We start from the raw sequence: 19,022 nt of genomic DNA, 5'->3' as shown, positions 1-19,022 counted from the left end.
CCTTTGCCTTATTCCTCGGGCTGACTTTTCGCCAGCGCCGCCAGCAACGCTTCGTTGGAAGCGCCGCGACAATCCACTATTCGAGTACATCCTGCATCGCGAGCAAGCGCCGCTACACGGGCGCTGGGAACGAACAGGGGCAACTGACTCAGCGCGGGCCACGCATCGCCGGAAGCGCGCTGCAGATGTTCAAAACCCTGCCCACTGCTGACAACCAGCCCATTCAGGCGTTCCGCCTGCACGACCCGCGCGGCGTGTCCAGGAGGGGATTCGAGAGGACTTCTGCGATAGAGCGCCAGGGCATCCACCTGCGCGCCCCGCTCGACGAGCCCATCGTGCAATGCTTCCCGCCCGCCTTCTCCGCGCAACAGCAGCACCTTCGGCTCGGGCACCGCCAGCGCCTCATTCAACTCGGGCAGCGCCAGAAGCGTTTCACTGTCCTTGCCATCCGGCCAGACCGCATCGATGCTGAATTCCGCCAACACGGCGGCGGTCCCAGGTCCAACCGCGAACCAGTACGGTGCCAGGGGCAATTGCGGCCAATAGATGTCGATACGCTCGCAGCCGAGGCGAGCGGCGGGTTTGCTGATGGCAATGACCGCATGGTAACGGTCGAGCTCCAGGATGCACGTGCGCTGTTCAGGCGTTTCGGGCAGGGCTTGGATGTCCAGCATCGGCAGGCTGTAACCAAACAGCCCGTGCGCCTCAAGCAATGCGGCAAGCGCCTCGCCCTCGGCAGCAGGACGTGTCAGCAACAGGCGCCAAGCCATCATTCGGACGCGCCGTAAACCGCATCGAGGATTTGCTGCGCACCTAATGCGAGCAGATCCTCGGCGACACGCTCACCCAACGCGACAGCCTCGTTACGGGGCGCGCGCTGCTCCGCCTGCAACAGCACGCCGCCATCGGGCTGTCCCACTAATCCGCGCAACCACAACTGGTCGTCCTCGAGCTCGGCGTAACATGCAATCGGCACCTGGCAGCCACCGTTCAACCGACGATTCAACGCGCGCTCAGCCTCGACGCGGCTGGCGGTATCGGCATGGTGTAACGGCGCCAACAGGGCATGAATCTCCTCGTCCTGGGTCCGGCACTCGATACCTACCGCGCCTTGTCCGCCGGCGGGCAGGCTTAGCTCTGCCGAAAGACAATCGCGAATACGCGCTTCGAAGCCAAGGCGAATGAGCCCTGCCGCTGCGAGGATGATGGCGTCGTACTCGCCGGCATCGAGTTTCGCCAGACGGGTGTTTACGTTGCCACGCAGGAAATGAACCCGGAGATCAGGACGCCGCGCGAGCAACTGCGCTTGCCGCCGTAGGCTTGAGGTGCCGACGACGCTGCCTGCTGGCAGATCATCGAGATGGGCGAAATGGTTCGAGATGAAAGCGTCGCGTGGATCTTCTCGCTCGCAAATGCAGAACAGCCCCAACCCTAGAGGAAATTCCATCGGTACGTCTTTCATCGAATGCACCGCGATGTCGGCGCGTGATTCGAGCAGTGCGGCTTCCAGCTCCTTGACGAAGAGTCCCTTGCCGCCGATTTTTGCGAGCGGCGAATCGAGCAGCTTGTCCCCTCGACTCACCATCGGCACCAGCGACACGACCAATCCGGGATGAGCCGCCTGCAATCGGCTTTTGACGTACTCCGCCTGCCACAGGGCGAGGGCGCTTTGGCGCGTGGCGATGCGGATTTCTCGGGGGAACGACATGGCGGCACTCAACAACAAAAGGTCGCCATGATAACAAGAAGCGCCAGGCTTCGAAGGAAGTGGCAGAGTGTCGCGCTGCCAGCGGTCGGCAGCGCTTACCGGTTCGAATGGACCGTTAGAGCGTGCTCATCAAACGGCGTACACCGGCCACATGCCGCCGGCTCACCGTCAATGCGTCACCGTTCATGCCCCGCAGGAACAACTGGAAGTGCCCGAGCGGGGTCCGCTGCAAGCGCTCGATCCGCTCGCGGGCGACCAATGCATTACGGTGGATGCGTACGAATCGATCGCCAAACTCGTCTTCCAACGACTTGAGCGGCTCGTCCAACAAGACTTCTCCGTGGTCGTGGCGCAGCGTCACGTACTTGTGGTCGGCGATGAAGTAGATCACCTGATCCAACGGAATCAGCTCGATCCCTTTGCGCGTACGCGCGCTGATATGGCTGCGCGGCCCATTTCCGGTATCCGCGGCCGGCCGCGTCAATGCGGCAAGCTGCACACGGTTCGGGCGCTCGGCATTCTTCAACGCCTCGGCAAGTGATTCCGGCCGGACCGGCTTCACCACATACCCGATTGCGCTCACCTGAAACGCTTCCAGGGCGAACTCGTCATGTGCAGTGCAGAAAATCACGGCAGGCGGCGTATCGCGCTCGCAGAGCTTGGCGGCCACTTGCAGGCCATCCAAGCCCGGCATGCGGATATCGAGTAGGACGACATCTGGCTTCAGGCTGTCGATCAGCGTAAGCGCCTCTTCACCATTACTGGCAGCCGGCTCGAGGACTCGATAACCACCGAGATCGCTTACCAGGCGATTGAGACGTTCTCGGGCCAAGGGTTCATCATCAACGATCAGGACATTCATATAGATCTGGCTTCCTGGCGGTTGTCTCGCAGGGGGTAACGTAGACGGGTAACGTGACAGCCATCACGGCGCTCTGAAGTGAGACTAGCCTCGGCTCCGAAAAGTGCCACAAGCCGGGCCTCGATGTTCAGCAACCCCTGTCGCGTGCCGCGTGGCGATGTTGGTTTGACCGCATCGTCGTAGGGGTTACTGACCTGGAGTTCAAAAAAACCGGATTCGACCCATGCATCGACCTCGATGGTGCCACCTTCGACGCGTGGCTGGATACCATGCAACACCGCATTTTCTAGCAGCGGTTGCAGGGTGAGCTGTGGAATACGCATCTCTTCCGGCACACCCTCGACCCGCCATTGCATCGCGAGCCGGTCACCGCAGCGGTATTGCTCGATGGACATGTATCGCTGTGCAAGCTCCAACTCCTCGCACCACGGCACCAAGGTGTCGGGGCGCGCAAGGCTGGCCCGGAACAAATCCGAGAGATCGAGCACGGCCTGCTCGGCTTTGTACGGGTCGATCACGATCAAACTCGCGATACTGTTCAGGCTATTGAATAAAAAGTGCGGGCGGATACGGGCCTGCAAGGATTCGATACGCGCGCGCAACTCCGCCTGCTGTTGCCGGCGCCACTGGCTTTGCAGGTAGAAATAGCGCAGTAGCAGCGCCGACATGATCAGCGCGATGCTGCCGTGACGCAGGTAGAGATTCATCTCGTCCACGCGCTGCAGCGGCCCTACGAGCTGGAAGTAGTCGCTGACAGCCGTGCAACCCAGCGTTAGCGCGACAACCACAAGCGCACAGCAGAAACCGGCGATCGCAGGACGCAGCCGCGCTAACAGCGGGCGCAGACGGCACAGGAGCGCGGCCGAGAGCAGCACGATCCACTGTACGAACAACGAGGTGAGCGCAAGCCTTACCCAGTCGAAATGCACCTGCCGAGCGTCCGCGAGCACGAGGACCAGCACCAGCAATTCAGCCGCCAGCACGAGGCCCAACAACGCCTCGGATTCGCACAGCTCTGGTAGGAAGAAGTCATCGACCCGAGCGGGTTTGGATTTGAACGCTAGCAGGTTGCGTAAACGCCACATCAGGTCAACGGACTCGCGGGTTCGATAGGAGATCGTCGCGATCCGGCGTTGACCGCGTCCTACGGTCGGCTTACCGGACGGCAGCCATAGCTGAGCATCTTCCCCGGAGCGCGCCCTGTCGGCAAGTCACGATCATGAGCCAAATACGTCTTTGTGATGCAGCTTGAGTAACCTCGTGTAGCGCGACTGGAATGAACGGCGTCGACTATCCTTCCTTTCTCCAGACACCTCTTGCAAAAGGCGTTGTCTATCGACCGGTTTTCTCGACGCAGCGACGACGCGAATACACCAGCGTAGGCAGTGGACAACCATGGAGATCGGCAAGGATGACGGCGTTGGCAAGACATAAAAGAGCGTTCGCGGCCCTGACCGTAGCCGGCCGCGTGCGCAGGCACAACGAAGACGCCGTGCTCTGTTCGCCGGAGCTGGGACTTTGGGCCGTTGCCGACGGCATGGGTGGCGCGCAACGTGGCGAAGTCGCCAGTGCTTTGGCCCTGGAAACCCTCCAGCGGGCCATTGCCAACGGCCAGGGCCTGCGCACGGCGATGCATGCGGCAAACCTTGCCGTGTTCGAATACGCCGAGGCGAACAACCTGGAAATGGGGACCACCCTGGTCTGCGTTCGCATTCATGACGACTCTGAATATGAATTGGCCTGGGCGGGAGACAGCCGCGCCTATTGCATCGACGCCCACGGCATTCGCCAACTCTCCCATGACCATAGTTGGGTCCAGACCATGGTCGACGCCGGCGAACTGACCGTGGACGAAGCCCGCCGCGACCCCCGACGCAATATCGTGCTGCGCTGCATCGGCCAGACGCTAGAGGGGTTCGATATCGGCTACAGCCGCGCCCCGCTAGAGCCCAACGAGCGAATGCTGTTGTGCAGCGACGGACTCTCGGGCGAGCTGGACGACACTGAGCTCTTTCGTCTTTGCAACGATGACGCCGACCCTACGACCACTGTGAACCGCCTTGTGCAAGGTGCGAACGACTGCGGCGGGCGAGACAACATTTCATGCATCGTGATCGGACGGAACGTTACGGCAGTGATGACGATCGAATCGGCGATGCGCCGTTTTATCCGGCGCCTGATCAGCCCGAAGAAACCCCGACAACCCTATACGCCCTGATGCCATGACCGAACGGACAATCGAAATGCGCGGCTATGAAGTCCACAGCCTGCTAGGGCGCGGTGGTATGGCCGAAGTCTATCTGGCGACCCAGCGATCGCTTCAGCGCAAAGTGGCAGTCAAAGTGCTGCTCAGCGCGGACGACGAAGAATTCAAGCAACGCTTCATTCGCGAGGCGCACATCGTCGCGTCTCTCCACCACCCCGCCATCATCACGATCCACGATGTCGGCCGGCTGGCGGACAACCGCCTCTACCTCGCCATGGAATATGTCGCTGGTGGTGACCTGCGCCGCTACAAGGGTCGCGCCTTGCCCGCAGGTCAGGCGCTGGGCATCATTCGCGAGATCGCCGAAGGGCTGGCGGTCATTCATGACAACGGCCTGGTCCACCGCGATCTGAAGCCTGCCAATATCCTGTTTCGTGAAGACGGCACGGCGGTCATCACCGATTTCGGCGTCGCCAAGAAGCTCGAAATCGACAGCGACGTGACGCAATTCGGCATTGCCGTCGGCAGTCCGGCCTACAGCAGTCCCGAGCAAGCGCGCTGCGAGGTGCTCGACCAGCGCAGCGACATTTACAGCCTGGGCGTCATCCTGCTCGAACTGCTTACGGGCACGAACCCCTTCAAGGGCACAGGCTACAACGAGACCGTGCTCAACCAGGTCCAGTTGGTCGCACCGCCGCTCACCGGGCGCTTGGCTCTCTATCAACCGCTCCTGGACCAGATGCTCGCCAAACACCCGGACGACCGTTTCAAGGACTGCGGTGAATTGCTGGCGGAGCTCGACGAATTCCAAGACGACAGTGTGCCGCGCATGGCGCTGGCCCCTATCGCCACAGCGAAGGCGTCCGCACCGACCGCGAGCACGCCGACACCTGCCACAACATCGACCGCACCCACCAGGACCCGCGCCGCCGGACGTGGCAAACCGGTCCTTCTGATGTGGTGCCTGCTGGGCGTCATTACCTTTGGTGTCCTGGGAGGTGGCGGGTATTTCGCGCACCAACATTGGCAACTCGCGAATTACATCGAACAGGGCAACCAGCGCTTCGCCGAAGGCAAATTGATCGAACCTGGTGAAGACAGCGCAGATCACTATTACCGCCTGGCGCTCGCTCAGGCCCCTGAAAACCAGGAAGCGCTCGCCGGTTTGCAACGCGTGAAAAGCGCTCGCGTCACCCGCTTGCTCTGGAAGGCCGAACAGCGCCTGGAGGACGGCCAGTTAGTCGCGCCTGTCGGTGACAGCGCGGACGACTACTACCGCCAGATTCTCGCGCTCTCACCTGGTCACGCTGCCGCCGAAGCCGGCCTGCGACGCGTGGCGGAACAACGTGTCGCGCAAGCATTGCAGCAGGGTGACGAACGTCTGAAGCAGGGCCAGCTCGTTCTGCCCGAAGATGACAGTGCCGTGTACTACTATCGTCAAGTGCTTGAATGGGAACCACAGAACAGCGCGGCGCAAGAGGGTCTCGCGCAGGTCAACCAACGCTTCGTGGATGAAGCCAAACGCGCCTACGCGCGTCGTGAATACACGCTGGCCAAGGAATACATCGCGCAAGGGCTGGAAATCGATGAGAACAACGCTGCACTGATACGGCTGCAGGATACCCATACGCAACGCACCAAGGCTGCACCGTCCCGCTCAGCCGCGACGACGACGGCTTCTACCGGTAATGGCACCTTGGAAAACCCGGTCATCCAGGTCAAACGTATCTGGAACCGTATCTTCAACTGATGTTTGCTCAGGGAAAGGAGCAGGCAGGGCAAATGCTTAAAATTCAGTTCAACGATAATCGCCAGGCACCGCTCTGGCTCGTCAATCAGTGTTTCACGATCGGCCGTGACTCCCGCAACGATCTCGTTCTCGAAGACGACGGCGTTGATGATTTTCACGCCGAAATCCGCAACGAGCAGGGGATCTATTACCTCTCCGACACCGACAGCGAAGGCGGCGTGCTCGTCAACGGCGCGCTGATCGAGGAGCGCTACGCGCTGCAAGCCGGTGATCAGGTGCGCATCGGGACGGCTGACCTGCAATTACTCGACCCCACACGAGCGCACAGCGCCAGCGGTGGCGGCCGTTGGTATCTGCAGGTGCTCAGTGGCGAGCAGGAAGGCAAGAAATTCCACATCAATGGTTCCATGACCTTTGGCCGCTCGATCAAATGCGAGCTGAGTTTCAGCGACATGGCCCTTTCCCGTCGGCACTGCGAATTTTTCCTGCGCGATGACATCCTCGAGCTGAAGGACCTCGCGTCCATCAACGGTGTGACCGTCAACCAGCAGCGCGTTACGACGGCGCAACTCAAGCCAGGCGATGAAATCCAGATGGGCTCGGTGACGATGTTGGTCATCGGGCCCAAACCTGCGCAACAGGACGTCATCGATGAGGACGCGACCGTTTTCATGCGGGCAGCCGACCTGCCACCGCCCACGCCGCGCAGCGACACACCGCCGGCGAACCGTCGCTCTTATCGGCGTCGCCAGCCGGAGCCTGTGGGCAATATCGTCCCCGACGCGCCGACCACTGGGACGGGAAAGATCGTACTCATCGGCCTCAGCGCCACCGCCGTGGTTGCCGTAGTAGGCACCCTGCTCATCTGGTTTACCTGATCGCCACGCCGACGAAACCTTACCTGTGGGAGCGAGCCATGCTCGCGACAGCGTACGCCCTCACAAAACCCAAACGCCTCCATACCTCTAAACTGACGACGCACACGTAGCGACTCGAACGGACACTCATGGACTTGATCTTCCTAGGCACCTCCGCCGGCACGCCTACTCGCTCTCGCAACGTCAGTGGGCTTGCCGTCCTCGAAGAATCCGGGCGCGGCTGGCATCTGGTGGATTGTGGCGAAGGCACGCAGCACCAAATACTGCGCACACCCTTGTCGCTGCACACGCTCGAGTCGATCTTCATTACCCACGTCCATGGCGACCACTGCTACGGCCTGCCAGGCCTCGTGGCAAGCGCTGGGCTCACTGGCCGACGAGCCCCGCTGCGGATCGTTGGTCCGGCGGATATCGAGCGCTGGCTGACGACGACACTCACGTTGACCGGCTGCACTCTTCCCTTCGAGCTCCACTTCGAAGCGGTAGAACGCACGTCCCAGTGGCAATCGCACACCTTGCATATCGACGCCTGGCCGCTTTCTCACCGCGTGCCGTCCTACGCCTACCGCTTTACCGAAGCACGCCCCGGCCCGCAGCTTGCCTTTGCTTCGCTTGAGCGCGACGGCGTACCCAAAGGGCCTTTGTGGGGGCGCTTACTGCGTGGCGAGGACGTAGAAAATCAAGGGCGCCGCTTTCGCAGCCTTGACTACGTCACCTTTGACCGCGAGCCTCGGCGCATTCTCGTCGCCGGCGACAACGATCGCCCCGAGCTGCTTGCCGATGCATGCGACGGCGCCCAGGTTTTGGTTCACGAAGCGACCTACACCGCGGATGTCGCCGAACGCGCAGGCCCAAATGCCGGCCATAGTTCGGCATTCGGCATCGCTCAATTCGCCCAAGCCACCGGTCTCCCACACCTGGTATTGACGCACTTCAGTGCGCGCTACCAAAACGATGAGCGTCACAGCCCATCCATCGAAACCTTGCGAGAGGAAGCGGCAGCTCATTACGACGGCGCACTGTTCATGGCAAAGGATTTCCAGCGTTATCGGCTGGATAAGCACGGCGCGCTAATGCTGCTGCCAGATCCTGCGTAGCGTCCTTGCGTCGGCGGCTGCATCTCACACAAATGAGCTTCAACGCGCACGTAGGGCGGGTGAAACCCGCGGCTTATAAGGGCCACGCGGGTTTTCACCCGCCCTACGTCTCGATGCGCGGATGCCTTACACGCGGAAGCGGCTGACCATCATCTGCAACTCGTTGCCCAGGCGCGCGAGCTCAATGCTGGAGGCTGCGGTTTCCTCGCTGGCGGACGCCGTTTGCTCGGAAATATCCCGTACGTTGACCACACTACGGCTGATCTCGTCTGCAACGGCGCCCTGCTGCTCGGCAGCGGCCGCAATCTGCTGGTTCATCGACTGAATGTTCGAGACCTTGTCGGTGATCGACTTCAGCGCGCTACCGGCCTTACGCGTCAGGTTGACGCTGCTGTCCGTCATATCGCGGCTGTTTTGCATCGACGACGCCACCTGGCGGGTGCCCTGCTGGAGGCCGGCCACCAATTGCTCGATTTCTTCGGTCGACTGCTGCGTACGCTGGGCAAGCCCGCGAACCTCGTCCGCCACGACCGCGAACCCGCGACCCGCTTCACCTGCACGTGCAGCCTCAATCGCCGCGTTGAGGGCCAGCAGATTGGTCTGCTCAGCCACCGCTTTGATCACGTCCATCACGCCGCCAATCTTGTTGCTTTCGGCTTCCAGCATGGCCATAGCGTCCGTCGAGCGCGTCATCTCGCCCGCGAGCTGCTCAATGTGCGTGACGACTTCGGAGACGACCTTCTCACCCTGACGTGCATCCGTATCGGCTTCGCTGGCGGCCACGGACGCCTGTTCAGCGTTACGCGCCACTTCCTGCACGGTCGCAGCCATCTCATGCATCGCTGTCGCGACCTGGTCGGTTTCGACCTTCTGACTGTTCACACCGGCGCTGGTCTGCTCGGTAACCGCAGACAGCTCTTCAGCGGCACTGGCGATTTGCGTCACGCTGTCACGGATGCCGCCAATCAGGTCGCGCAACGTTGTGCCCATGTCCTTGACGCCTTGCTGCAACGCACCGATTTCGTCCTTGCGGTCGACCCGCGCAGTCTCGGTAAGATCGCCCGATGCGATCTTCTTGACCACCTGCAGCGTGTCACCCAGCGGACGGGTAATCTGGCGCGTGATGATCCAGGCAGCAAGCAGCCCCACCAGTAGCGCAGCCAGTGCAACGGAAATCTGAAGCGTACGTGCTTGCGCAATTTCCATATCACGGCGCTCGATCTGGATTTTGGTGAGTTCTTTACTCAACCGAACGATTTCGTACCCCTCCTGGGTCAGCTCCTTGCGTGCGGTGACAATGTCATTGTTCGCGGAATTCGCCGCCCGGACTGCGCTCAGGTATCCATCGAGTGCCGCCTCGATTTGTGCAGCTTCCGCGCCCCGTTCACCATCGAAGACATTTGGAATACCGCGAGCCAGCACACGGGTCATCTCGATCTGACGCTCGACGGTGGCGGCAGCCTCATCGCCAGGCGCAATGTTGTAGCCCCTCATTTCATACCGAACCATCAACCAGTTCTCACGCAGCTGCGCGAGCGCACGGTACCGGGCCAGGCGATTTTCATCGTAGGTAGCAAGCTGCATGACGGACTGATTGATCGTTTCGATGACTTCGCTGGCCACCTTGGCCAAGCGCCCCATCTCCGTGCGTGCGTCGTTACCGACACGATAGCCTTCTCGCATTTTCTGCAACGAAACGCGGTAGGCGGCGATCTGGTCGCCTTGCGCTTTCAACAGCGCAACGTTCGCCGGACTGACAAAACTGTTCAGTACCTCCTGATGCTGCGCGGCGAACCCGTCCACGGCCGCCTGAACGGTCGCGGCGACCTTTTCGTCACCGTTCGCGAGCATGTACTGCAGCCGCGTGACCCGCAGCTCGGTCAATGTATCGTTCAGCTCGCTGATTTCACCCATCCAGATGCTGCGTTGAGCCACGCCGCTCAGACCGATCCAACTCGAGATCGCCAACGCTAACGTCAGAATGAGTACAAAGCCGAATCCCAGCGCTAATTTCCAGGTAACGCTGATGTCAGCAAACCACTTTTTCATCGACCTTCCTTCCGCATGAGGCACAAAAACAATTCGCCGGACTGGCAGCACTTTTCGCTATCGTCCGCTGATGTTCTTTCTTGAGCTAAGGAGACGAAAAATAATCTTTGGCGTCACGTAATTGACATGAACCAGACGATTGGTAGGCACGGAAAAGTCGCTACGGTCGGGCGACCGATTGGATAGGTGGACATAGAACAGCGGCGTTTGGAGACCTAACGACGCGTTAAAGCGAGTTTCACGGCGAAACCCAGCAGGACGGCGCCCGTCATCCGATCTAACGTCTTGGATACCTTCGGCCGACGCAGCAAGTCCGACAGCGGGCGTGTGGCCAGGATCAGCGCCGTATACCAGACGAGCCCCAGTCCGACATGGAGGCAGGCCAGACCGAATGTATAAGGCGTAGCGTCGAATCCGGCAGGCACGAATTGCGGAAGAAACGAGACATAAAACACGCCGATCTTCGGGTTCAGCAGATTGCCGAGCAGCCCCTTCGCAAACCAGGCAGTGCCGGTCGACGACAGATCACCTTCACTCAGCACAACCGGGCGCGGGCGTAGCAGCAGGTTCATGCCCAGCCAGCACAGGTACACCGCGCCACCCCATTTCAAGAGTGTGAATGCCAGATCGGACGCGGCGACCAAAGCACCTAGCCCGACCGCCACAAGAACGCCCCACACCAGGCAGCCCGCACTGATACCAAGCGCTGCTCGCGCCGCCTGGCGACTGCCCTCGGTCGCTGCTGTACGCAGCACAAGTGCGGTATCGACGCCCGGCGTCACGGTCAACAAGCTTGCCGCCAGCAGGAACGCCAAAAGAGATTCGGTCACGCTCATGGCTTATCTCCTGCTGGGCTACACGTATTTACTTTTTCAGGGGCGCCAGGAAGTGGGCGGTGATCTGCTCGTATTCACCCGCCGCTTTCGCCAAGTGCAGCCACTGATCGACGTAGCTCTTCCACGCGATGTCGTCGCGCGGCAAAAGGAATGCCTTTTCGATGTATTGCATCGGCGTTTCCGGGTTCACTGCACACAGGTCCGGATAGTGCTGACTTTGATAACGCGCTTCGGACGCATCGGTGATCATCACATCCGCTTTGCCGTCTACCAATTGCTGGAAGATCGCCAAGTTTTCCTTCTCCAGCGTCAACTTCGCCTGCGGCAGGTTAGCGTGGACGAACGCCTCGTTGGTGCCGCCTGGAGGCTCGATGAGCGTTACCGAGGGTTGATTGATCTGGGCGATGGTCTGGTACCGCTCGACATTCTCGCAGCGCACGAAGGGGATCTTGCCGTCCAGGGTGATCGGCGAGCTCAGGAACGCGACCTTCTGCCGGGCCAGAGAAACGGACACGCCACCCACAGCGATATCGCATTTACCTGCGAGCATGTCTGGCGTCATGGTCTTCCAGGTCGTCGGAACCCACTGCACCTTTACGTCCAGGCTTTTCGCCAGCGATTCGGCTAGGGACACGTCGATACCCTCGTAGCCGCCATCCTCACGCAAATAGGTGTAAGGCTTGTAGTCGCCGGTAGTGCAAACCCGGAGCGCACCGTTCTGCTGGACGCTATCGAGGTGGGAAACCGGGGTTTCGGCATGGGCCAGACCGGCGAAAAGCAGCGCTCCTGCTGCCAAAGCGAATTTCATTGTTATGTCCTTCTAGGCAAACGCATGTGTGCGAAAACGGGAAGCGTCGCTGGCGACGCCGAAACGGAAGCTACCGCCACTTGCGGGGAAGAAACAAGTCACAAACGACTCTGGCACATCCCTTCTCGCTCGGTTGCAAGCAGCCGCTCGTTCGCGGTCGTTTGGCCTTTGAACGTGGCAAGAACGTCCATCGTCGAGTTTGGTACGAGCAGGTTGGCGGTTACGCCATAGCGGTAGATCTGGTAGCGGTTGCGCACAGGCATCGTACCCGGGCAGTTGGAGAAGTAGCCGTATTCGTAGCGAGTTTCGGAGCGGCAATTCTGTCGGCCAGAGCCATCTGGTGAGCAATAGGTGCGCGAGACCGGGCCCTCGCAGTAACCCGGCCCCCTGCATTCGACTCGCTCATCACGCGTAATCTGCTCGCCATGTCGCTCCGTCCAGGCAACGCTCATGTCGAAGGGCAGCGCATTGGCCGCGCCCTGCACGAGAAATGTGCTGCCGTCGTAGGCCGCCTTCGGCACCTCGGCTTCGATTGTCGTATGACCCACCATGAGCGCAAGATCGTTGGCAAATATGAGCGGTTTCATGCCGAACTCCAGCGAGCCCTGGCCGGGGCGCAGTTCGGCTGCCTGGCCGCCCAGGGCTTTTAAACGCGCAGCGTCTTGGACCTGTAGATAGCCACTGGCGGTATAGCCCGAGCAGCCGGTCAGCAAGAGCATCAGGGCAGCGAGGATGAGCAGCGATGTTGTTTTCATAGGGGGCTCGGCGCGCCACCGGACGGGCGCCGGTGAGAGTGCGCATTCTGGAGCGAGCCCGAAACAGCGTCCAGCCTGTCGCAGCGGGATATATGGCGAGTGAAAACGCATGCGCGGATCTTTAAGCGACGTCGCCTGTTCGACCGCTGGCGACTAAAGCGGATGGCCGCCCCGTCGCCCCTACAAAAGCCGCGTCTCGCAAGATCTTCGCATCGCCCCGCCCCGCTCTCTGTAGGGGCGACTTTAGTCGCGAGCGAAATCGGGCGCGCTGCAGGTATCGAGGCTATTGCGCGCCCCCCAAAAACATCTCTGCTCTAACGTAGGCAGGTTAAGAAGCGGTGTTGCCCTGTTCGATCGCTCGCGGCTAAAGCCGCCCCTACAAAGGCGGCGGTTCACAAGATTTTCGTATCGCCCGGCTCCGCTCTCTGTAGGGGCGATGGGGCGGCCATCCGCTTTAGTCACCTGGGGCGTTATCCACCCTCACTCGCCCGACAAACCCCATCACGCCTTGTCGCGGGCCGGTTCGTCTTCTTCCTTGATCCGATACCACGTCACATACAGCGCTGGCAGGAACAACAGCGTCAGCAGCGTCGCACTGAAGATCCCGCCAATCATCGCGTAGGCCATCGGGCCCCAAAAGACCTCGCGGGCGATGGGGATCATCCCGAGGCTGGCCGCAGCAGCAGTCAACAGGATCGGGCGTCGACGATGCTCGGTCGCCTCCACGACCGCTTTCCAGGGCGAGTCGCCGGCCTTCTCGAAGGCATCGATCTGCGTCACCAGAATCACCGAGTTCCGAATGATGATGCCGATCAGCGCAAGGATGCCGAGGATCGCTACGAAGCCCATGGGCGTGCCGGTAGGCACCAGCGCCACCACGACACCAATTAAGCCGAGGGGCGCCACGCTGGCGACGAGGAACATCTTCTGCACGCTGTGCAGCTGAATCATCAGGAAGGTCGCCATCAGGAACAGCATCAACGGCACGACGCTCGCAATCGGCCCCTGTGCCTTGCCGCTCTCCTCAACCGTACCGCCCGTTTCGATGCTGTAGCCATTGGGGAGCTTATCGCTGAAGGCCTGAATTTTCGGCGCCAATCGGGCGACCAGATCGGTGGGCTGGATCTCGCCGATGACGGTCGCCTTGAGCGTGATCGTCGGCTTGCGATCACGACGCCACACCAACGGTTGCTCCAGGTCATAGCGCACGGTCGCGAACGCGCGCAGCGGGATGGCCGTGCCACTGGCATTGGTGATCTGCAGGTTCTCCAAGGTTTCTGGAGAGCCGCGCTCGCTGTCCACCGCGCGGCCGACGACGTTGACCAGATAAATATCGTCCTTGACCTGGGTCACGTTCTGCCCGCTGACCACGCTGTTGAGTACGTTCGCCACATCCTGGGACGACAGCCCCAGCTGGCGCGCACGGTCCTGGGAGATGTCGATGCGCAGGACCTTACCTGGCTCGTTCCAGTCGTAGACCATTTCGCCAATCTCGGCCTCTTCGTCCAGCAGGCGCGACAGCTCAAGGGTATGCATTCTGACCTGGTCTACATCAGGCCCGCTCACGCGGTACTGAACGGGCCGTCCCACCGGCGGCCCCATTTCCAAAGGCTGGACATACGTGCCGATGCCGACGAAATCCGCCCGCAATCGATCCTTCAGCTTGCCGATCAACCGTTCGCGCGCCTCGAGATCATTGGCCACGATTACCAACTGCGCGTAGTAGGCGTTTTGCAGTTGCTGGTCCAGCGGTAGATAGAAGCGCAGTGCGCCTTGGCCGACGTACGTACTCCAGCGACGGATGTCTGGATCGTCTTTCAGCGTCGCCTCGAGCCTATCGACCACCCGTGCCGTTTCATTGATGGAGGCGTACTGCGGCAGGTTGAGATCCACCAGTACTTCGGGCCGATCCGAGGAGGGAAAGAACTGGTTCTGCACGTAGCGCATGCCGAACAGTGCCGCCGCGAACAGCAGGATGGTGGCGATGATGGTGAGCCAGCGGTGACGCATGGCGAACAGCAGGCTGCCGCGCGACCAGCGTGCAATGCGCCCCGGCTCATCGTCGTCCTTTTTCTGCTTCATCTTCTTCGGCAACACGTGCACCGCGATCACCGGTGCGAAGAACACGGCGACGATCCAGGACAGCGCCAGCGCTACAGCAATGACCGCGAACAGAGTGAACGTGTACTCCCCGGCCGAACTGTTGTTGAGGCCAATCGGGACGAACCCGGCAACCGTGACCAATGTGCCGGTCAGCATCGGGAACGCAGTAGAGGTGTAGGCGAACGTCGCGGCGTCGTGAAGCGAGTCGCCCTTCTCCAGGCGTGTGATCATGACCTCCACCGTGATCATCGCGTCGTCCACCAGCAGCCCCAGCGCAATGATCAACGCGCCGAGAGAGATGCGCTGCATGGTGATCCCGCTCATTTCCATGAACATGAACACCATGGCCAACGTCAGCGGAATTGCACAGGCCACCACCAACCCCGCGCGCAGGCCGAGGCTCACGAAGCTGACCGCCATGACGATGATCACCGCTTCGAACAGGGCGTGGGTAAAGCCGCTGACGGCCTCCTGCACCACTTCCGCCTGATCGGACACCACATGCACTTCGACCCCGACCGGCAGGTCCGCCGTCAACGCGTCCATTCGCTCGTGCAAGGCCTGGCCAAAGGTCTGGATGTTGCCGCCATCGGTCATCGCGATCGCCAAGGCAATCGCGGGTTTACCGTTGTAACGAAACTCCATCGTGGGCGGATCGGTGAAACCGCGTCGGATCTCGGCTATGTCAGCCAACCGATAGAAGCGATCGTTGACGCGAAGATTGACGTCGCGCAGATCCGCTTCGGAAGCGAACTGGCCGCTGGTGCGCACGGAAATTCGTTCAGGTCCGGCCTCGATCACGCCGGCCGGCGTCGTCGCGTTCTGCGCTTGCAGGCTTTGCATGATCTGGTTTTGGTCGATACCCAGAGCTGCCAGCTTGCGTGTGGAGAACTCCAGGTACAGCACCTCATCCTTCTGCCCGACCATTTCGACCTTGCCAAGATCGGGTACCGTCTGAATTTCCGCGCGCACTTGCTCCACGTAATCGCGAAGCTGACGGAAGCTCAGGCCATCGGCGGTGAAGGCGTAGATCGACCCATAGACGTCCCCGAACTCATCATTGAAGGACGGCCCCTGAATGCCTTGCGGGAATTCTCCTTGAATATCCTGAATCTTCTTGCGCACCTGGTACCAGATGTCAGGGATGGCCCCGGCGCTGGTGGTGTCGCGCAGGTAGATCAAGATGGTCGATTCACCCGGCCGCGTGTAGCTCTCGGTGTAATCGAGGGAATCCAGCTCTTCGAGCTTCTTCTCGATGCGGTCCGTGACTTGATTCAGCGTTTCATCGACCGTCGCGCCGGGCCAGCGCGTTTGCACGACCATCGTCTTGATGGTGAAGGACGGATCTTCTTCCCGTCCGAGGTTGAAGTAGGAATAGATGCCCATCAGCAAGGAAACGAACATCAAGTACCAGGCGAAAGACTGGTGGCGTAACGCCCAGTCCGACAGGTTGAAACCACCCTTCATGGCTGTACGCCCTCATCCATCCGGACCTTCTGCCCCGGCTTCAAGAAATTCACGCCGGCACTGACCACGCGCTCTCCTGGTTTCAGTGAACCGTTGACACTGACCCGATCGCCTTCGCGAGCCAGTACTTCTACATCACGCGGCTGGACCGTCTTGGCCTCGGGGTCGACGACCCAAACCCGGAGCTTGCCGTCCTGATCCTGTACCGCACTGGACGGCAACCAGGTACGCGCATCGATTGGTCGCGACAGCATGACGGTGATGGCAGTACCGAGATAGAACTGCTCGGGGGTTTGATCCAGCGTGAGACGTACCCGTTGTGTGCGTGTAGCCGGATCGGCCTGGGGCTCGACCTCACGGATGTGGCCGGTGGTCCGCACCTCTGGTTCGAGTTGCGACTCGATGGTGAACTCAGGCTCGTGACGCAATTTGTCCACCAGATAGGCCGGCAAATCGAATACCGCTTCGCGCACATCCGGCCGCGCCAAGGTGACGACATCCTGCCCGGCGCCCACCACCTGTCCGACTTCCACGTGCCAGGCATTTACCACGCTGTCATGGTCGGCATGCAGGGTGCCGTAGCCGACCCGATCCGCGGCCTGCCGCGCTGCGGCATCCGCTTGGTCACGAGCGGCACGCGCACTGCTGAGCTGCGTGATGGCCTGATCCAGCTGCGCCTTGGCGCCGACACCGCGATCGAACAATTGCTGCTGGCGTTTCGCATCCGCCTCGGCGTTGAGAAACTGTGCCTGGCTACGGGCAGCGTCGCCTTGGCTCGCACGCAGGGCGTTCTGCTGGTCGGTGGGGTCGAGAGAGGCAAGTTCGTCACCGGCGCTTACCTTCGCCCCGACATCGACCCGACGTTCCGCAATGCGACCGCCGACCCTGAAGCCGAGCGTCGTTTCGTAACGTGCCTGGATGCTGCCGGCAAAGCGCCCGATGGTTTCCTGCTGCTGCGGCTTAACCTCGACGTAAAGGACGGGGCGGATCGGGGGCTCTGGAGGTGGGTCGTCGGAGCAGGCGGTGATGGCGAAAGGCAGAAGGAGGAGAAAAGCCAGCCGTATAGCGGAAATCGTTGATTTGCCATAAATGCTGGCGGCGCACTTTCCACCGCATTCGCGGGCAAGCCCGCTCCTACAAAAGCCGCGCGCAGTCTCTGTAGGAGCGGGCCGGCCGGCGCTCCGGTTGCCCGCGAATAGGGTCTGCCCAGGCACGTGAAACTTAACGCCCTTCCAAATCCCCCTCATTCCCCCGCCCCCTTCTCATTCGCGATCTCCACCGCTTGATCCGGGTGCAAGAGCTGTCCCCCGGCGACCACCACACGGTCGCCGTCCTGCAAACCTTCCGCGATTACGACCTCGCCCGTGAGGTAGCGCCCGACCTGCACATTGCGCAAATCCGCCTTTCCTTCGGGACCGACGACCCAGACGGCGGGATCTTTGCCCGACTTGGTCAATGCTGCCCAGGGCAACTGCGCTGCAGGTTTTGCCTGGTAATGCGCACTGGCACTGACGGTTGCGCCCAGGGTCATTTCCTGGGGCGGATCGATAAGGCCGATCTTCACTTGGATCGTCCCGGTCTCGGAGGATACGGTCGGCGTCACCTCACGAACCTTGCCCTTCGCCTTGACTGCTGGGTTATCCAGCAAGACGACTTCAATCGACTGCCCAGGAGGAATGGCCAGCAACGACTCGTAGATATCGAATACCGCGTCACGGTCACCATCCCGAGCCAATCCGAATACCGGCGCGGATGCTTGAACGACCTGGCCGACTTCGGCCTGACGTGAGGTGATGACGCCGTCGGCGTCCGATTTCAGATCGGTGTAACCCAGTTGCTCGCGCGCGTCTGACAGTTGCGCCTCCGCCGCCGCGAGTGAATTCTTCGCCCCTCTCTGGGCGGCGAGCGCGGCGTCGTATTCACTTCGGCTGGTGTAACCCTTAGGCAGCAGTTGCTGCTGGCGCCACAGGTCGGCGTCGGCCTGTTTGACCCGGGCGCGCTCGGCAATGGCCGCCGCCTCGGCGGCGCGCAGGTTGTTCAATTGGTCCTGCCGATCTAGCCGCGCCAGCGTCTGGCCACGCTCGACGCGGTCGCCGACCTCCACCAGGCGCTCACTGATCTGCCCGCCTACCCGGAAAGACAACTGCGTCTGCACACGCGCCTGGATATCACCGGTCAACGTGGCGCTCACAGCGCGGTCCTGCAGTTGCACGGTCTGCACCTTGACGCGAGGTACATATTCCTCAGGGCCGGGCTCGTCTCCGCACGCGCTGAGCAGAACCGCCGCGGCCATCGTGGCGCCAATCGAAAAAAACCGCATCGAAACTCCTTTCGAACTCTGCAGCAGGTGCAGAAAACCGCCAAATCAGCGGTAAGCCCCGGCCAGTGCCGTGCCCGTTGGTCGCATGCGACGGATCGTTGTCAGGGGACCACTCTCCAACTTACATACATGGATGTCAGTCGTTCGTGGACATGCGACTGCAAGTGCGGCGTGCCGGTTCCA

Annotated in this window: 15 protein-coding genes and 1 pseudogene; 4 read left to right on the top strand and 12 right to left on the bottom strand. The window is 61.2% G+C overall.

The features are described 5' to 3' along the window. Positions 1-8 precede the first annotated feature (8 nt). From IEY47_RS11310 to IEY47_RS11295, 4 genes are all read right to left on the bottom strand, one after another. Positions 9-773, bottom strand: coding sequence for a uroporphyrinogen-III synthase (locus tag IEY47_RS11310; protein ID WP_188983332.1), 765 nt, complete (start codon positions 771-773; stop codon positions 9-11). Continuing rightward, on the bottom strand, positions 770-1,708 hold the full coding sequence (hemC, locus tag IEY47_RS11305) for a hydroxymethylbilane synthase (RefSeq protein ID WP_188983331.1): 939 nt from the start codon (positions 1,706-1,708) through the stop codon (positions 770-772). The genes IEY47_RS11310 and hemC overlap by 4 nt, the downstream gene beginning before the upstream one ends. Positions 1,709-1,823: 115 nt before the next feature. Next, entirely contained in the window at positions 1,824-2,570 is a 747-nt protein-coding gene (locus IEY47_RS11300; protein WP_188983330.1) for a LytR/AlgR family response regulator transcription factor, read from the bottom strand. Further along, on the bottom strand, positions 2,567-3,655 hold the full coding sequence (locus tag IEY47_RS11295; RefSeq protein ID WP_188983329.1) for a sensor histidine kinase: 1,089 nt from the start codon (positions 3,653-3,655) through the stop codon (positions 2,567-2,569). The genes IEY47_RS11300 and IEY47_RS11295 overlap by 4 nt, the downstream gene beginning before the upstream one ends. 335 nt (positions 3,656-3,990) lie before the next feature. On the opposite strand from IEY47_RS11295, the gene IEY47_RS11290 reads away from it, so the two are divergent. The 4 genes from IEY47_RS11290 to IEY47_RS11275 all read left to right on the top strand — a co-directional run bounded on the left by IEY47_RS11290 (position 3,991) and on the right by IEY47_RS11275 (position 8,501). Continuing rightward, positions 3,991-4,788 carry a PP2C family protein-serine/threonine phosphatase gene (locus IEY47_RS11290; protein WP_229779375.1) on the top strand — a complete coding sequence of 266 codons (798 nt, stop codon included), beginning with the start codon at positions 3,991-3,993 and terminating at the stop codon, positions 4,786-4,788. Positions 4,789-4,792: 4 nt separating this feature from the next. Then, on the top strand, positions 4,793-6,526 hold the full coding sequence (locus tag IEY47_RS11285; RefSeq protein ID WP_188983327.1) for a serine/threonine-protein kinase: 1,734 nt from the start codon (positions 4,793-4,795) through the stop codon (positions 6,524-6,526). Between the two features lie 32 nt (positions 6,527-6,558). Then, positions 6,559-7,404 (top strand): FHA domain-containing protein, encoded by an 846-nt coding sequence (locus IEY47_RS11280; protein WP_188983326.1) that lies wholly within the window; start codon positions 6,559-6,561, stop codon positions 7,402-7,404. Positions 7,405-7,532: 128 nt separating this feature from the next. Then, complete coding sequence (locus IEY47_RS11275) at positions 7,533-8,501, top strand: ribonuclease Z (RefSeq protein WP_188983325.1); 969 nt, start codon at positions 7,533-7,535, stop codon at positions 8,499-8,501. A 126-nt stretch (positions 8,502-8,627) separates the two neighbouring features. Here IEY47_RS11275 and IEY47_RS20780 read toward each other — a convergent pair whose 3' ends face one another. The 8 genes and pseudogenes from IEY47_RS20780 to IEY47_RS11240 form a co-directional block, all read right to left on the bottom strand. Beyond that, entirely contained in the window at positions 8,628-9,341 is a 714-nt protein-coding gene (locus IEY47_RS20780) for a methyl-accepting chemotaxis protein (RefSeq protein WP_373293569.1), read from the bottom strand. 141 nt (positions 9,342-9,482) lie between these two features. Beyond that, a pseudogene (locus tag IEY47_RS20775) lies at positions 9,483-10,550 on the bottom strand (methyl-accepting chemotaxis protein); the annotation flags it as partial. A gap of 215 nt (positions 10,551-10,765) precedes the next feature. Continuing rightward, positions 10,766-11,386, bottom strand: coding sequence for a LysE family translocator (locus tag IEY47_RS11265; protein ID WP_188983323.1), 621 nt, complete (start codon positions 11,384-11,386; stop codon positions 10,766-10,768). A 28-nt stretch (positions 11,387-11,414) separates the two neighbouring features. Continuing rightward, positions 11,415-12,194 (bottom strand): transporter substrate-binding domain-containing protein, encoded by a 780-nt coding sequence (locus tag IEY47_RS11260; RefSeq protein ID WP_188983322.1) that lies wholly within the window; start codon positions 12,192-12,194, stop codon positions 11,415-11,417. Positions 12,195-12,292: 98 nt separating this feature from the next. Then, positions 12,293-12,949 carry a hypothetical protein gene (locus IEY47_RS11255; RefSeq protein ID WP_188983321.1) on the bottom strand — a complete coding sequence of 219 codons (657 nt, stop codon included), beginning with the start codon at positions 12,947-12,949 and terminating at the stop codon, positions 12,293-12,295. A gap of 501 nt (positions 12,950-13,450) precedes the next feature. Continuing rightward, the gene (locus IEY47_RS11250; RefSeq protein WP_188983320.1) at positions 13,451-16,519 is read right to left on the bottom strand and encodes an efflux RND transporter permease subunit; all 3,069 of its coding nucleotides are present in this window, start codon (positions 16,517-16,519) and stop codon (positions 13,451-13,453) included. Next, positions 16,516-17,766 (bottom strand): efflux RND transporter periplasmic adaptor subunit, encoded by a 1,251-nt coding sequence (locus IEY47_RS11245; protein ID WP_188983319.1) that lies wholly within the window; start codon positions 17,764-17,766, stop codon positions 16,516-16,518. Before IEY47_RS11245 ends, IEY47_RS11250 begins: the two co-directional genes overlap by 4 nt. Beyond that, positions 17,763-18,839, bottom strand: coding sequence for an efflux RND transporter periplasmic adaptor subunit (locus IEY47_RS11240; RefSeq protein ID WP_188983318.1), 1,077 nt, complete (start codon positions 18,837-18,839; stop codon positions 17,763-17,765). Before IEY47_RS11240 ends, IEY47_RS11245 begins: the two co-directional genes overlap by 4 nt. Between the last annotated feature and the right edge of the window lie 183 nt (positions 18,840-19,022).

Source organism: Pseudomonas matsuisoli, assembly GCF_014647635.1.
Taxonomy (GTDB): domain Bacteria; phylum Pseudomonadota; class Gammaproteobacteria; order Pseudomonadales; family Pseudomonadaceae; genus Pseudomonas_P; species Pseudomonas_P matsuisoli.
This window is presented reverse-complemented; position numbering and strand designations above follow the sequence as displayed.